Source organism: Gardnerella washingtoni (assembly GCF_049262705.1).
GTDB classification, from domain to species: Bacteria; Actinomycetota; Actinomycetes; order Actinomycetales; family Bifidobacteriaceae; genus Bifidobacterium; species Bifidobacterium vaginale_D.
The window spans coordinates 749,538-765,667 of sequence record NZ_CP058398.1 but is presented as its reverse complement, the minus strand read 5'-3'; the positions used below and the strand labels follow the sequence as shown (position 1 = coordinate 765,667).

At 42.0% G+C, this 16,130-nt stretch carries 9 protein-coding genes and 1 riboswitch; of the genes, 5 read left to right on the top strand and 4 right to left on the bottom strand.

Annotated features, from left to right (window positions below):
* Window positions 1-58: 58 nt before the first annotated feature.
* Both HXT28_RS02935 and HXT28_RS02930 read right to left on the bottom strand, forming a co-directional pair.
* The gene (locus HXT28_RS02935) at window positions 59-2,395 is read right to left on the bottom strand and encodes an energy-coupling factor transporter ATPase (protein ID WP_422113644.1); all 2,337 of its coding nucleotides are present in this window, start codon (window positions 2,393-2,395) and stop codon (window positions 59-61) included.
* A 20-nt stretch (window positions 2,396-2,415) separates the two neighbouring features.
* Window positions 2,416-2,985: an ECF transporter S component gene (locus HXT28_RS02930; RefSeq protein WP_016636649.1), complete on the bottom strand. Its 570-nt coding sequence runs from the start codon at window positions 2,983-2,985 to the stop codon at window positions 2,416-2,418.
* A gap of 6 nt (window positions 2,986-2,991) precedes the next feature.
* Window positions 2,992-3,138: riboswitch (FMN riboswitch) on the bottom strand.
* 72 nt (window positions 3,139-3,210) lie between these two features.
* Here HXT28_RS02930 and HXT28_RS02925 point away from each other — a divergent pair.
* From HXT28_RS02925 to HXT28_RS02915, 3 genes are all read left to right on the top strand, one after another.
* A complete protein-coding gene (locus HXT28_RS02925) occupies window positions 3,211-4,242 on the top strand; it encodes a glycosyltransferase family 2 protein (protein WP_422113643.1) in 1,032 nt (343 codons plus the stop codon).
* Between the two features lie 96 nt (window positions 4,243-4,338).
* Window positions 4,339-5,109: a polyphosphate--glucose phosphotransferase gene (gene ppgK / locus HXT28_RS02920; protein WP_016636647.1), complete on the top strand. Its 771-nt coding sequence runs from the start codon at window positions 4,339-4,341 to the stop codon at window positions 5,107-5,109.
* Between the two features lie 88 nt (window positions 5,110-5,197).
* Window positions 5,198-6,388 (top strand): pyridoxal phosphate-dependent aminotransferase, encoded by a 1,191-nt coding sequence (locus tag HXT28_RS02915; protein ID WP_064347400.1) that lies wholly within the window; start codon window positions 5,198-5,200, stop codon window positions 6,386-6,388.
* Window positions 6,389-6,406: 18 nt separating this feature from the next.
* Here HXT28_RS02915 and HXT28_RS02910 read toward each other — a convergent pair whose 3' ends face one another.
* Window positions 6,407-8,641 (bottom strand): beta-carotene 15,15'-monooxygenase, encoded by a 2,235-nt coding sequence (locus tag HXT28_RS02910; protein WP_422113642.1) that lies wholly within the window; start codon window positions 8,639-8,641, stop codon window positions 6,407-6,409.
* 48 nt (window positions 8,642-8,689) lie between these two features.
* The gene (locus HXT28_RS02905; RefSeq protein ID WP_064347402.1) at window positions 8,690-10,291 is read right to left on the bottom strand and encodes an ABC-F family ATP-binding cassette domain-containing protein; all 1,602 of its coding nucleotides are present in this window, start codon (window positions 10,289-10,291) and stop codon (window positions 8,690-8,692) included.
* A 262-nt stretch (window positions 10,292-10,553) separates the two neighbouring features.
* Between HXT28_RS02905 and uvrA the strand changes: the two genes are divergently transcribed.
* Together uvrA and uvrC are read left to right on the top strand one after the other, a co-directional pair.
* The gene (gene uvrA, locus HXT28_RS02900; protein ID WP_422113641.1) at window positions 10,554-13,508 is read left to right on the top strand and encodes an excinuclease ABC subunit UvrA; all 2,955 of its coding nucleotides are present in this window, start codon (window positions 10,554-10,556) and stop codon (window positions 13,506-13,508) included.
* A 146-nt stretch (window positions 13,509-13,654) separates the two neighbouring features.
* Window positions 13,655-15,910, top strand: coding sequence for an excinuclease ABC subunit UvrC (uvrC, locus tag HXT28_RS02895; protein ID WP_422113640.1), 2,256 nt, complete (start codon window positions 13,655-13,657; stop codon window positions 15,908-15,910).
* Window positions 15,911-16,130 lie beyond the last annotated feature (220 nt).

The window sequence follows — 16,130 nt, the reverse complement described above, 5'->3', positions numbered from 1 at the left end:
ATTTATTCCGTATTTATTGCGCGTGCTGCAAAAGTGTGAGATATTTTCAAAATTTTTATTACCAAGGCAGCATGTTGCACACAATAATCGCGCACACAACACAAAGAGTAACTACTAATAGCAGCACGTCTTTGATACGTATTTTCCATGAGTACAAGTGAGTTCTTTCAGCTCCAGGCGTGTAGCAGCGTGCATCTAATGCGAGCGCAAGAGTGTCAGCATGGCGAATGACTCCTGCAAAACCTGGCACTATTAAAGCTGTTATAGCGTGTACTCGTTGTTTAAAAGAACCATCTCGAATGCTACTTCCGCGAGCGATTTGCGCTAGTGCCACAGAGTGCGCTTCTGCACTGAGTGTTGGTAAGAATCGTAGCGCTAGGCTCATAATAAGTGCTATTTCTTGCGTTGGTATTCCAATATGTCGAAGTGGTGATAGTAATCGTGTGCAAGATTCGCTCAGCGTTGTTTGACTCATTGTTAGTACTAGAATTGCTCCAATGATAATAACAAGCGAGAATCGTGTTGCAAACAGTATTGCGTAATTAATTCCGTCAGTTGTAATAGGAATAGTTGCAATATTTGCTAGTACTGTGCCGGTTCGTACTGCCAGAATGTTCAGTAGTCCGGAGAAAACAAATACTGCAATAATCATATGCAGTGAAGCAATAAGCTTAACAAACGGTATTTTTGCAGCAACAGTTAGTGTAAATGTTACAAAAGCAAGAATAGCTAGCTGTATGTAGTTAGTAATGCTAAAAGCGCTTAGCATAAGAATAAAGCATGATAGCAGTGTTGCACGTGGGTCAAAAGATTGAAGCAGTGAAGTTGTTTTTGCTTTTGTGGAACTTTCTTTCTTTATGCTATTTTCAGTATTTTCAGTATTGTTTGCTTTATTCCTTGCTTTTAATGTTACTAATCTTGCGCCTAAATCTTCTGCTTCTTGAAGATTATGCGTAATAAGTATAATGGTTACGCCTTGATTGTGTAGCATTTCAAGAATTTCTCGAATACGCAACGCAGCTTCAAAATCTAATCCGGCTGTTGGCTCATCCAGTACGAGCACGCGTGGCTTGCAAGCGAGAACGCCAGCTATTGCAACAAGACGCTGCTGACCTCCAGAAAGCGCAAAAGGTGATTTTTCAGCCAAGTTCTCAAGGTTCAATAAGCGTAGGGTTTCATCCACACGTTCTTTAAGAGCATTGCCTTTCAGCCCAAAATTTTTTGGTCCGTAAGCAACATCGTTCCGTACTGTGTCAGCAAAAAGCTGTTGTTCTGGCAGTTGCATAACGTAGCCAATTGTTTGATGTAGTTTTTGTCGTATTATTCTAGATGTTTTAGCTCTAACAGATATGCCATGCACTGTTATATTTCCTGAATTGGCTTTTAATAATCCGCACATTGTTTTGGCAAGAGTTGATTTGCCGCAGCCGTTTTCGCCCATTATTGCAATTGTTTCTCCGCTTGTAACAGTGAGTGAATAATTATTAATAACAGCTGGCGAAGTTTTATCATATTGAACAGTTAGTCCGGAAATTTCTACAGCGATATCTGACTTATTTTCTTTGCATCTACTATCTGTTAAGTTTTTGTTCTTGCTCATGTTAGTTACATGATTATTTGCCAACTCAATATGAGAAAAGTAAGTTTTTAAACCATTCAAGCTTACTTCTTTGAGGATGCCATTTTTTAGTAAAAGTATGCGATTTGCGCGCTTGCATTCCTCAAAATTGTGTGTAATTTGAACGATAGTAGTGCCATTTTTGTGCAAATTATCGAATAATGCATCTACGTCTTTGCGTGCGAACGAGTCGAGCATAGAAGTAGGTTCGTCAAGAACAAGCAGTTTAGAATTCATCGCAATAGCACTTGCTAAGGCTACTCGTTGCTGCTGTCCGCCGCTCATAGTGCTAGGGTCATCGTAACGCTTATCTTCCATATGAACGGTTTTTAAAGCCTCGTTGATATGCTTATACATTGTTTCTTGAGGGAATTGCAAATTTTCTAGTCCGAAGGCAACATCTTCTTCAGTAATTGTAGTAATAATCTGATCTTCAGGACTTTGGAAAAGTGCGCCAATATATTTTCGCGCGTTTTTATAAGCATCAGCATAAGCAGTAGTATTTTCAAACACTTTTTCGCCGCACAATTCAACATAGCCGCTATCTGGAGCGACTAGTCCTGCAATAATTTTTGCCAATGTTGATTTACCAGAACCGTTTTTGCCAACAATCGCTACGCGTTCACCAGGGTGAATTGTAAGATTTAGTTGCTCAAGCGTCCAAGTTTTTCCATCATCGTAGCTAAAGCAAATATTTCGCAACACTACTTGTGCATTGTTTTCAATCATGTGCTTTTTAGCTTCGTTCGTACTGCTGCTTGTGCTGATATTATGCATAACTATGCTGCTTAGGATGATTAGTTATTTTTGTGTAGTAGGTTGGAAATTGGTTTGTAAATAAGCATAGTTACTACTACGTGCAAAGCAAGTTTAATAATATTAAACGGCAGTAATGCTGGAAGAATAAGAGCCGCAACTTGCGAAACAGTCATGTGAGCGTAAAGCGGTGTAATAACAAGGTTTCCTGCTATTGCGAGCGCAATTGCAACAATAGAGCCTGCCAAAAGTGCAATGATTGCGCCTTTTCTGGTGTGCATTTTCTTGTACACGATTGCTGCTGTAACGCTAGCTCCTAAAGATACTAGCACTGCCATAACTGTGCCGAGTGGATTGGTAAACAAGTGCGGTGCAAAGCCGAGTATGCTTACGATTGCTGCAGCTGCAGGACCATACGCGAATCCTGCAACTAGGCACACGATTCCAGAAGGATCATATTTTAAATACGACAAGTCTGGAATAAGTGGAAATTCTATGAAGCTTACTGCCATTGAAAGTGCTACAAATAGCGCATATTTTGCGATTTTCTCACTAGACCAGCGTGCGTTTGAAGAGTTTATTTGGTGATTATTGGTATGAGAAATGCCCATGATGGGTCTCCGTTTCTTTCATCCGGACTGTAACCGTTGGCTTCGGAATTGAACCGAATCAGCAGCTTGTAAGCCGCTCGCGGGCTTCAAAAACGCATGAAACACGTATTTTGTTACCGCCAGTAAGGATTTTCACCTTCCCTGAAACTAACTATTCTTTTGTATCTCATGCTAAGAACATTGTTGCAATCATTGTGTGGCGAGGGTAGGTGCGAGAATACAAGTATGAGCAATATGGGAACAAAGAAAATTGTGCGCAGTAAAGCTAAGAGTATTGATAAGCTTGCTGTTGTTGTAGTTACGTATAAACGTCAAGAACTTTTGGAGAATTTATTCCATTCTTTTGAATGTTTGAACGAGTGTCCTTGGCGAATTGTTGTTGTTGACAATGAGTGCAGCGATAAGACTCGTGAAATGGTTGCTCGTCTTGAAGCTGATTTGACTCATCGTTGGGGAAATGCAGAAAAGGATGCTGAAGGCAATTGTTCTCACGTTGTTTACGCTCCTCAAACTGAAAATCTTGGTGGAGCCGGTGGTTTTAGTGCTGGTGTAAAGAAGGCTTACGAACTTGGAGCTAAGTGGTTCTGGGTTATGGACGATGATGTTGAAACAGTGCCTGAATCTATTGAGCGTCTTGCTCCTTGGACGAAGCGTCACGCTGTTATTCAAGGAAGCCGCTTAGATTATGATGGTGGTAATTTCTACTGGCAGTACGATTTTTTGGTTCCTCTTGGAATACCGAATCCTATTGCTCCAGCCGCTTTCGGAAGAGCTGGTTATCGTGTGATGAATACGATGTGCTTTGAGGGTGGTTTGATTCGTCGCGATATTGTTGAAAAAATCGGCTTCCCAGATTCTCGCTACTTTATTTACTGGGATGATACTACCTATGGGTATCTTGCTAGTAAAGTTACGAATCCTATTGTTATTCCTGATATTATTCTTCGTCGTACTCGCGATATTCCTAATTGGGATATCGCTGGAGTGCGCCAACTCAACTCAACATCGGATATGAACCGTTACCATATCATGCGAAATCGTGGGTTTATGGCTCGCTACTTTATGGTTCATGGTGATTTTCGCCCGTTGATGTTTGCGCTTGGAACTGCTTTAACAGCTGCTAAAGAGCTTATTCGTTTGGTTGCTGTTGACCGTGAGCATATTGTTTCTGGTATTACCAAATTATTCACCGGCTGGTTGGCTTCTCGTAAGATTTTGCACGACGGAACGTGGAAACCTATGCCGCCAATAGCATAGAAGCTACCAGCATAGTAAGCGTGTCGCACTGAATATACGGTAGAATACTATTGAATATCCTGTTACAGCACACATTCAGAGGGGAGTGTTAGTGAGATGATTGACACTGCACAAGCATTTGGCGTCGATATTGGTGGTTCTGGTATTAAAGCTGCTCCAGTGAATTTGGAAAAAGGCGAGTTTGCAGAACCTCGTTATAAGATTCTCACTCCTGCAGTTTCTACGCCTCAGGCGGTTGCGGATATTGTTCGTCAGCAGCTTGAACATTTTGAAGTTCCTGCAGATGTTCCTGTGGGAATTGCATTCCCAGCTCCGATTAAGCCGGGTAAGAAGCTTGATTTTATGGCTAATCTTGATCAGTCTTGGATTGGTGTTGACGTTACTGAAGTCTTTAGTGAGGCTTGCGGTCGTCCAGTAACAGTTGTTAACGATGCTGACGCTGCTGGTTTAGCTGAACAAAAGTTCGGTGCCGCTAAAGATAAGGATGGCTTAGTTATTGCTACAACGCTTGGAACCGGTATTGGTACAGCTTTGATTTACAACGGCGTGCTTATTCCAAACACTGAGCTTGGTCATATTCAGCTTGAAAAAGGTAAGGGCGATGCTGAAAAGTATGCTGCTTCTTCCGTTCGTGAAAAGCTTGATATGGGCTATAAGAAGTGGGCTAAGCGCTTAACAAAGTACTACGGTTTGATGGAAAAGTACTTTAACCCTGACTTGTTTGTTGTTGGTGGTGGTGTGAGTCGCGTAAGCGAAAAATTCCTTCCACATATTGATATTAAGACTCCTATTGTTGTCGCTTCTTTGCATAATGAGGCTGGTATTATTGGTGCAGCTTATTATGCAAGTCAAAAGCAGCAGCATTAAATAGTTATTGATAAGATTACTGGTAGAAGCTGGGTGTGTGGTTTATGCACTGCCCAGCTTTTGCTATGCCAAGTGTTAGGGTAGTTGCGTGCGATTTTCTTCCAGAGTAGATGTAAGCGAACCGAATCCTATTATTGTAGCTCAGCGTAAAGCTGTATCCCAGGGTATAAAACTCACTAAATTAAACGACTCTAATCCTACTGTTCACGCTCTTGCTCCTGAATGTTTATCTGGACGTTATACTGCCGATGCAAGAGGTCCTCAAGAAGCTAGGGAGCTTATTGCAGACTTTATTAACAAGCGCGACAATCGCACGAATACTTCTACTCCTTCAACATTGAATCCAGATCGTCTTTACGTGCTTTCTTCAACGTCTCAAGCTTACGCATGGCTTATGATGCTTCTTTGCGACGCAGGAGATGCTGTTATGGGACCGACTCCAGGCTACCCGCTTATTGAGTCGATTGCACGTTTACAATGTGTAAACGCAATACCGTATCCTTTGCATTACGATGGTTCTTGGACTATTGACGTGCCTCGCGTTCGAGAGTTATTAGAAGATGCGTCTTTGAGAATTAAAGCGCTCGTTCTTATTAATCCTAATAATCCTACAGGCTCCTATGTTAAGCAAGAAGAAAGAAAAGAATTATTGCAATTATGTCATGATAATGACGTTGCGATTATTGCTGACGAAGTGTTCTACGACTATTCGTTAGAGCCTTTTGAAACGAACGCTAGGTTTGCTGGAGAAGCTTCAACGCTTGTGTTTGCGTTGGATGGTTTTTCTAAAATGCTTGCTGCTCCTCACGCAAAAGTTGGTTGGATTGAAGTTTCAGGGCCGGAAGATGACGTTTATGAAGCTCAAAAAAGACTTGACGTTATAGCAGACGATTTTTTGCCAATTGGAACAACGGTTTCGCAGCACATTCCCGAGTTGCTGGCATACGCTTCTTCGCAGACTCAAAAGGTGCGAAATCGCGTGAATAACAATCTTGCAACTCTTCGTAAGACCTTAGCTTCTTGGCCGCATTGTTGTGTAACTGCTTTGCGCGCAGAAGGCGGTTGGAATATTTTGTTGCGTGTGCCATCTTGCATTGACGATGATGTGTTAGCATTGCGTTTAATACAGGATTATCACTTAGTTTCGCAGCCAGGCTACTATTTTGATATGCCGGCAAACGGGTATCTTGCACTTTCGTTACTGCCGGAACCAACGCAGTTTATTGAAGGTTTGAAAGCACTTTTACAAACTGTCGATACTCTTCTTTGCGAAGAATGATTTGCAAATAACGTTTCGTTAAAAAAGCGTAAGCCACGAACGAACTACATACCATAAGTCCGGGTTAAAGCGGAGCGTGCTATCTTCGCGACCTGTAACGAACCAGCTGAGTGCTGCAATAATAATCGAAGCAAAAAGCAGCGTTACTATCAAAAAATGGATACTGTATGAAAGAGTTTTCTTCTGCCAAGAAGCATTTTTGCGAATTGAAATAGCATATTCTAAAAGTAATGTAACACCAACTACTGCAATAATGGCAAAAGACCAAGCAAAATCAGCAATATAGCGCCAACCAATGCCAGCTTTCAAACTATCGAATACGATAAGTACAACCCCAATTATGAATGCTATTATGCTGGCATGCCATGCAAGACGAACGTGGCAACGTTTATACATTATGCAGGCAGCAGCTACTGCAATGAGCGCTAGTGGTGATAACGTAAACATTCCGCCAATCATAGGTTCAGCATACTGCCATCTGTCAAAAGCAACAGGCTGAATACCAATCCAAGGAAAAGTTGGAATAAAACGCAAAGGTAGCGCAATATAGCTAAAAATAGATGGCAAAATATTTTGTAAAGGCAAACGCATAGTAGTCATATCGGTAATAGTGATCTGATATTCGTTGCCAAAGTTGAAGGGTGAGCCAAAACGGAGCAGATTGTATAATCCGAAAGGTATAGCAGTAATCATGCAAGGAAGTACCCAAGCTGCCGCATATTTCAAAAGGTTATGCCATGAATCAGATTGGCAGGAGTGTTGAAGAATACTGTTTATATTTTCTTTCACGCGCGAATAGATAACAGGAATTGCGAAAAGAACAGCTATAACAAATGTAGGACGACAACCTAAGTTCAGCGCAATAAAGAAAGAACCGAGCATAATATTTCGCAATAAATGTGTTTTATTCGTTCCAAAATAACACCATATGCCAAGAGTTGTGAAGAAAAGTGAAGCAGCCATAGGAACTGAATAGAATGAGGTCCTAAACCACAAATACACAGTATTCGAGGTAATAAAGAATAATGCTAACGCAATTGATACGGTTCCTAAAGACACGTTTTGTGCAGTATGTTGAATGATGCGAAGAACAAGTAAAGAACCTGCAATAAGAAAACCAATAAGAAACACAAGCGTGGCAACTGTAGTTGGAAGCATTGTGCCACCGGGTATCCATAATCCAGTAATAAGTTTATACGGTAAAAACAGCAATACTGCTGGTAACACGCCAAAGTATGAATACCAGTGTCCCTGATAGTACGCGTAATCCCAGTACATGTGATGCACTGAATGATTAAGGAGATTGTTTCTAGCTGTTGGATCGTAAGGATTCGCTAATTGTGCTAATTCGTGAGGAACCGGCAGATTAAGATGAACTTTGCCACTGAGCAACGCATCAGCTGTGTGCGCGTATTGGTCAAAATCATAGGTGTAATTACCTGCAGTGTCGAAATGCATAGGGGTAGCATTACGCAAATTCCAAATAATTGTTACTATGCCAATAGTAACGAATGGTAGCCATGATAATGCAAGATAGCACCGTTGACGTAGGCTGTTAGTGTCAAGCTGAATATGCCATATTTTTGACCATGGATTCCACAGAGATAGTAGCAATGCGAAAATAACTAGTAGACTTACGCGTCCCCAAGACCAGCTAAACGGTGCGCGGACGTTAGCACGAGCATCTTCAATATCAAGCACAGCGCCTACAGGATGTTGTAGCCATACGCGCACAATACAATGCTGATCAATTGCTTCAGAAGGTAGCATCAGCAATGAAGCATCAAGTGCTCTAGGGTTTGTGCTTTGTGGCTTGCTCACATATTTATTAGCTTCAATACGCGTGTGAATATCATCTGTAATTTGCTGCTTTTTATAAAACTTGCTTTTAATACGCGACGGTTGAAGACGAATATAAGGCGAGCTTCCATCTGAAATTACTTCCAAATACGCTTCTGAGGGGTCAGTTATAAGTAAACCGCCGGAGTTTAAACGCCGAACACCACTACCAAGAGTATTGTGGACGGATGCGCTATCCGTGCTGCCAGTAATGCTATTCCAAAAGGGAAGATTACCAATTGAACATTCAAAAAGTATGACGAACGCAGCGATAAGCAATGGTATGCGCAAAAAATGCCATGCGCAAGGTAAGCCATGAGCGTGAGTTGTATTGCTCACGTAGGTATTAGCATCTTGTGATTGAGCATGCTGTGATTTCTTCGACAAATTTTGAGCCGTGGACGATGCAACCATCACATAACCATTCTATTGCAAAGCTTCGAGTAAACAGTGAACGAATACTTATTCTTCAGCAACCAAGTCAAGATACTCATCATTCCACAAGTCTTCATCACCATCAGGCATGAGTAGTACGCGCTCAGGCTGCAATGCTTCAACAGCACCCTCATCGTGAGTAACAAGCACAATTGCGCCCTCATATTTTGCAATAGCTTTAAGAATCTCATCGCGAGATGCCGGATCTAAGTTGTTTGTAGGCTCATCGAGAAGCAGTACGTTAGCTTGTGATGTAACAAGTGTTGCGAGCGCAAGACGAGTTTTTTCGCCGCCGGAAAGTACTCGTGCAGGCTTCATAGCGTCATCACCTGAAAATAGGAAGCTTCCAAGCATGGATCGTGCTTGAGTGTCATTTAAGTTTGGTGCAACATGCTGCAGATTTTCGAGTACCGTAGCGTCTAAGTCTAAAGTGTCGTGTTCCTGTGCAAAGTAGCCAATTTTGCAGCCGTGCCCATACTGCACTTCGCCAGTATCGGCTGTTTCTTCGCCTGCTAAGATGCGTAAAGTTGTGGTTTTTCCGGCACCGTTATATCCCAAAATAACAACTCTGGAACCCTTGTCTATTGCAAGATTAATACCTGCAAAAACAATGTTAGAACCGTATGCTTTAGAAATATCTTTAGCCATAATTGGTGTGCGACCACATGGTGCTGGTTCTGGGAAGCGAATGTCGGCAACTTTTTCTTGTTTTTGAGCTTCGCTTGTTTCACTGAGTAGTCGTTCTGCTCTGCGCATCATGTTTTGTGCAGCAACAGCTTTTGTGGCTTTTGCGTGCAAGCGAATGCCTTGTTTCATAAGGCGTTCTGCTTTCTTTTCTGCAACTTCTCGTTCGCGGCGGCGACGTTCCTCATCTACTACGCGTTGATGTAAGTATGCTTTCCAGCCCATTGAATACATGTCTATTTGTGCGAGTTGAGCATCTAAATGCCAAACCTTGTTTACTACTTCGTCAAGCAGTTCCGTTGAGTGGGAGATAACAAGGAATCCGCCTTCAAAGCGTTTCAGATAGTTGCGTAACCAAATAATCGAGTCTGCGTCCAAATGGTTTGTAGGTTCGTCGAGAATTAATGTGTCCGCGTCTGAAAACAGGATGCGTGCAAGCTCAATGCGTCTGCGTTGTCCGCCGGAAAGAGTGCCAAGAGCTTGTTGCATCACTTCTTGCGGTAATCCTAAGCTTGTTGCCATTGAGATTGCTTCGGATTGCACTGCGTAGCCGCCTGCTTTTTCAAAATCTTGCATAGCTTTGTCATAGCGGTTCATGGCTTTAGTCATCACGTCCGGATCGGGATCGGTCATCTCTTTTTCTGCTTTACGTATACGCGAAACAATAGAAGCAATGTCGCGAGCGCTCATAATGCGGTCGATGACGCTTTGTTCAGGGTCTGCTGCGTGAGTATCTTGTGGCAAATACCCCAAGCCACCACTTACTCTCACGGATCCGCCTGCTGGAAGCATATCTCCAGTAATAACGCGAGTAAGTGTCGTTTTGCCTGCGCCGTTTCTACCGACTAAACCGATTTTGTCTCCCTTTGTAACATGAAAATCGGTAGGGTTTAACAGCGTGCGCGCACCAATTTGAATGGTTAATGCTTGTGCGTCAATAGGCATAATGTATGTTCCGTTCCCCCGAAAAAGTAGGCTTCTTATCTATATGTACTAAGTAAAGTATTAGCCAAACTCACTATTATACCGTGTAGTAGTCACGAACGTTTATATGCGTAATCTTTCTGAGTTTTGTGTACTCGTATTCGTAAAGAGTATGCTGAAGCAAACTTTACTTTTTGAACGCTTGTTCTATGATTGCTATTTATCGAGTACGTGCATATTGGTTGGGAATATGCGGATGATTATGAGTGAGTGTGGAGGTTTTATGAGTAGGCAACTTTATACGCAATCTGACACATTGCAAGCATTACTTGATAAAGCGCCTTTGTGTGATAGTAATGGAACACTGATATCTGATTTATCTCATGTACCTACAGAATGGAAAATAACTATTCAAGGAGCGCGCGAGCATAATCTTAAGAACGTGAGTTTGTCGATTCCTAGAAACCGTATGGTTGTTTTTACGGGACTTTCTGGTTCAGGCAAATCTTCGCTTGCTTTTGACACGTTATTTGCGGAAGGTCAAAGGCGTTATGTTGAGTCGCTTAGTGCGTATGCTCGCCAATTTTTAGGACGCATGGATAAGCCGGATGTAGATTTCATAGAAGGCTTAAGCCCAGCAGTCTCTATTGACCAAAAAACCACCAATCGTAACCCTCGATCTACTGTTGGAACCATTACTGAAATATACGATTATTTACGATTACTGTTCGCTAGAATTGGAGTTCCTCACTGCCCTGAATGTGGTGAGTTGGTAAGTGCACAAACTCCTCAACAGATGACTGATACTTTGCTAGCTATGCCCGAGCGTACCCGTTTACAAATTTTGGCACCTGTTGTGCGAGGACGCAAAGGAGAATTCAAAGATACGCTTGAACTATTGAGAGCAGACGGGTATGCGCGCGCAATTATTGACGGTCAAATGCATGAACTTTCTGAAGATATTACGCTTGAAAAACAGAAAAAACACACTATTGAAGTAGTAATCGATCGAATAGTTATAAAAGAAGGTATTCGAGTTCGTTTAACAGACTCAATAGAAACAGCATTACAACTTTCTCAAGGAGTGATGGTTGCAGATTTTGTTGACGAGCCAGAAAATTCTCCAAACAGGCGCCAATCATTTTCCGAACACAGGTCTTGCCCTCATAATCACAAGCTAGATCTTGAAGAAATTGAACCTAGAACATTCTCATTTAACGCGCCATACGGAGCGTGCGCAGAATGTTCTGGAATAGGCTACAAACTTGAAATTGATCCTGAACTTGTTATTCCCAATCCAGACAAATCGCTCGCACAAGGAGCTATTGAACCTTGGGCAATGAACAAAGCTGCAGGAATGTACTATCAGCATGTGCTTTCAGGGCTTGCTCAAGATATGGGATTCAGCATGAATACGCCTTGGAAAAATCTTCCAGAAGACGTACAGCATGCAATCATGTACGGACATGATTTTAGCGTAAAAGTCTCCTACAAAAACAGGTGGGGTAGGCAGCGCGAATACTCAACAGGCTTTGAAGGCGTAGTCAGAACGCTGATGCGCAAACATGACGAAACTGATTCAGAGCAAATGCGCCAATACTACGAATCATACATGCGCGAAGTTCCATGCCAAAAATGTCATGGAAAACGTTTACGTCCAGAAGTACTAGCAGTTACAGTAGCAGACACATCAATAGCTGAAGTTTGCGATATGCCAGTAGAACGTAGCCTAGCATGGGTTAACTCACTACAATTAGAAGGTTCCAAAGCACTTATCGCAGGAGAAGTGCTCAAAGAAATACGTGCGCGACTTGGCTTCTTAAACGACGTAGGATTAAGCTACTTAACCCTTTCAAGAGCTGCAAAAACCTTATCAGGAGGCGAAGCACAACGAATCCGCTTAGCTACACAAATAGGCTCAGGATTAGTTGGCGTTATGTACGTGCTAGACGAACCATCTATTGGATTGCACCAGCGAGATAACGAACGTCTCATCGAAACCTTGCACCACCTAAGAAACCTAGGAAACACGCTTATTGTTGTAGAACATGATGAAGAAACCATTCGTGAAGCAGATTGGCTAGTTGACATTGGTCCAGAAGCAGGAGAACATGGCGGAGAAGTAGTGTACTCTGGACCGTCAGCAAATATTGTAAAAGCACAACGCTCAATCACAGGCGACTACATTGCTAGAAGACGAACGATAGAAGTACCCAAAAATCGTCGCTCAATAAACCCAGAGCAAATGCTACACATTATTGGCGCTCGCGAGCATAATCTCAAAAATATAGACGTGAGTATACCGCTAGGAGTGTTTACTTGCATCACAGGAGTATCGGGATCTGGAAAATCAACCCTCATTAACTCAATTTTGTATCCAGTTCTTGCGGATAAACTCAACGGCGCTCGCATAGTTCCTGGAAAACACAAGCGTGTGGAAGGCTTGGAATATTGCGATAAAGTAGTTCACGTTGATCAAAACCCTATCGGTCGAACTCCGCGTTCTAATCCTGCAACGTACACTGGCGTGTGGGATAAAATTCGCACGCTTTTTGCCCAAACTCCCGAAGCAAAAGTTAGAGGCTATGGTCCTGGAAGATTCTCATTCAATGTTAAAGGTGGTCGTTGTGAAGCCTGCCATGGTGACGGTACCTTAAAAATTGAGATGAACTTCCTGCCGGATGTGTATGTAGAATGCGAAGTCTGTCACGGAAAACGCTACAATCGTGAAACCTTGGAAGTAACCTATAACGGAAAGTCAGTTTCTGACGTTCTTGACATGCCAATTTCAGAAGCTGCAGTATTTTTCAAAGCATACCCGTCTATTGCGCGATATTTGGATACTTTGGTTCAAGTTGGATTAGGTTATATTCGTTTAGGTCAAAGCGCTCCTACGCTTTCTGGTGGAGAGTCTCAGCGTGTAAAACTTGCTACAGAATTGCAGAGAAGATCAACCGGCAAAACAGTGTATATTCTTGACGAGCCGACTACTGGCTTGCATTTTGAGGATGTTAGAAAGTTGCTGAATGTTTTACAATCGTTGGTAGATAAAGGCAATAGCGTTATTGTTATTGAGCATAATCTCGATGTTGTAAAGTCTGCTGATTGGATTATTGATTTGGGACCTGAAGGTGGAGATTCTGGCGGAACAGTTGTTGCGGAAGGAAGTCCGGAAACTGTTTCACTATGTGAGGCAAGTTGGACTGGCAAATTCCTTAAGCCAATACTAAATGCTTAAAAAAATTAGTATTAAGAAATTTCTGAACATAAAAAATATAGCGTTAAACTCTATGAATATTGCGCAAATATTATTCAATAAAAGGTTTATAACAAGATATTCATCAAAGGGTATTTACGAAAGGGTGTTTACGAAAGGAGGTGAAAATGCAGGATAATAACTCTCGTGAAAATTCATATCAATTAGCTAGTAGACATGAACAAAATCGAATACAAACTCCTCAAAAATGGCACAAAACAAAAGTTATGGAAGATAAACAATTGTTGGAAGATTCAGAAGTTGACAGCAAAAAAGTAAATGCTTTTGGAGCACCATTATTGGGGGATAGTCGCGACTTATTTCGCCCAGCTTCTCAAGATATTCCGGCGCAACCTGGTGTGTACAAGTGGCGTGATGGCGAAGGGAGAGTTATTTACGTTGGAAAAGCAAAAAATTTGCGCAACCGCTTAGCAAATTATTTTCAGCCTCTTTACCAATTGCACCCTCGCACGCAATCAATGGTGCTCGCCGCTAGAAGTTTAGAATGGACTGTTGTCGCAACGGAGTTTGAAGCACTTACTCTTGAATATACGTGGATCAAAGCATTTGACCCACGTTTTAACGTTGTTTTTCGAGACGATAAAACGTATCCGTATGTTGCAGCATCGGTAGGTGAAACTTTCCCTAGAGTATGGATTACTCGAAATCGCGGAGCACGAAATACGCAATATTTTGGACCATATGCGCAAGTGCGACCATTGCGTCACAGCTTAGATTCTTTACTCAAAACATTCCCGGTGAGAACATGTTCAGCAGCTGTTTTTCAGAAAGCTCATAGAACAGGACGCCCCTGCTTACTTGCGTCAATTGGTAAATGTTCAGCCCCGTGCATTGGCAATATTAATCCTACTGAGCATCGTGATTTAGTTAAACATGTAGTAGGAGTGCTTACTGGCAGTATAGGATCATCGTATATTACTCAAATTACGCGTGATATGAAGCAAGCAAGTGATGATTTAGAGTTTGAGCGTGCAGCTAAATTGCGTGATGAGATTGCAGTTTTGCGTACTGTTTTGCAGCAGAATGCAGTAGTTTTTGACGAAGATGTAGAAGCTGACGTATTTGGTTTTTGCACAGATGAGCTTGAAGCGTCAATTCATGTGTTTTTTGTGCGCGCAGGCATGATTCGTGGCGAGCGTAATTGGTCAGTAGAACGCAATGAGCAGGTTCATGACGGTGAACTCATGGCTGATTTAATCACTCATGTCTATGCAGAATATGAGCAGCAATCCTCTTTATCGTTGCAGCGTGACTCTCTTCATATTACGCAAGTTCGAGATGCTGTTGGCAGCACGCAGCAATCCACTGCAACGGATGTTAATTTACGAGCGCAAGCTACTAAAACTCGCCGTGAACGTCAAGAGATTACAGGTCGTGAAGATTTACTTGCTCCAATTGCTCCAGTTCCGCGCGAAATTATAGTACCAGTTGCAATTCCTGAAGATCGTCAGCAAGAACTTGAATTGTGGCTTAGTGCTATACGTGGTTCTCAAGTGAGTATTCGAGTGGCTGAGCGAGGTGAAAAGCGTGCTCTTATGGAACGAGCAAACGATAACGCTTCGCAAGCGTTAACACGCATAAAATCAAGCCGAATTAATAGCATAGCCATGCGAACTGAAGCTATGAATGAAATCGCAAAAGCTCTTGGTATGAAAGAAGCGCCTTTGCGCATTGAATGTTACGATATTTCAAACACTGTAGATGGCAGTTATCAGGTTGCTTCTATGGTTGTGTTTGAAGATGGGATTGCTTGCCCTAGTGAATATCGTCATTTTGTTATTCGTGGTAAGAATGGTGTTGGTAAACTTGATGATTTAAGTGCCGTGTATGAAACTATATCTCGAAGATTTACGCATGTTGATGTGAAGGTTGGAACCGGGGGTGGGTATCAGCATTTTGCTTATAAGCCTCAACTCATTATTATCGATGGTGGAAAAGAGCAAGCCAAATCTGCTAGGCGAGCGATGTTAGATGCTGGTATGAGCAATATTACTGTTTGTGGCTTAGCTAAGAAACTTGAAGAAGTGTGGCTTCCTGACGAAGATTATCCAATTATTTTGAAGCGTAGTTCAGAAGGGTTATATTTGTTGCAGCGAGCAAGAGATGAGTCTCATCGTTTTGCTATTACTTATCATCGTAAGCGTCGCAGGAAAGGTGCATTGTACTCAACTTTTGACACTATTCCTGGAATTGGTACAGTATATCGCAAACGGTTGCTTGCTGTTTTTGGATCTTTAAAAGCAGTGAGAAAAGCTTCAATAGATGAATTGCAAAAAGTTCCTGGTATTGGTGAAAGTAAAGCGCAAACTATTTATCGCTTCTTACACGAGCATAAAGATGCTACAGATAAATCTGAGCTATGAATAATCTGTTTTAGCAATGTGCAGTTTATCAATTCGTGCGATGAAAATCTTGAAATATGAAAAGAAGTGTTATTGAGAAGGTTGTTTTGAAATTTTGATCGAACTCCTTCTTACGTTCTTATAATTATGCAATATCGGTAGTGCAAAATTAAGCCGCAAGAAGGAGTTTCTGTATGTAGTTGTAATCTGTTGCCGAACATATGTACACAAAATACTTATT

Bases quoted from the DNA above. Each gene is read 5' to 3' on its own strand.
- uvrC (WP_422113640.1), top strand. From the start codon at position 13,655: ATGCAGGATAATAACTCTCGTGAAAATTCATATCAATTAGCTAGTAGA.
- HXT28_RS02935 (WP_422113644.1), bottom strand. From the start codon at position 2,395: ATGCATAATATCAGCACAAGCAGCAGTACGAACGAAGCTAAAAAGCAC.
- HXT28_RS02930 (WP_016636649.1), bottom strand. From the start codon at position 2,985: ATGGGCATTTCTCATACCAATAATCACCAAATAAACTCTTCAAACGCA.
- HXT28_RS02925 (WP_422113643.1), top strand. From the start codon at position 3,211: ATGAGCAATATGGGAACAAAGAAAATTGTGCGCAGTAAAGCTAAGAGT.
- ppgK (WP_016636647.1), top strand. From the start codon at position 4,339: ATGATTGACACTGCACAAGCATTTGGCGTCGATATTGGTGGTTCTGGT.
- HXT28_RS02910 (WP_422113642.1), bottom strand. From the start codon at position 8,641: ATGGTTGCATCGTCCACGGCTCAAAATTTGTCGAAGAAATCACAGCAT.
- HXT28_RS02905 (WP_064347402.1), bottom strand. From the start codon at position 10,291: ATGCCTATTGACGCACAAGCATTAACCATTCAAATTGGTGCGCGCACG.
- uvrA (WP_422113641.1), top strand. From the start codon at position 10,554: ATGAGTAGGCAACTTTATACGCAATCTGACACATTGCAAGCATTACTT.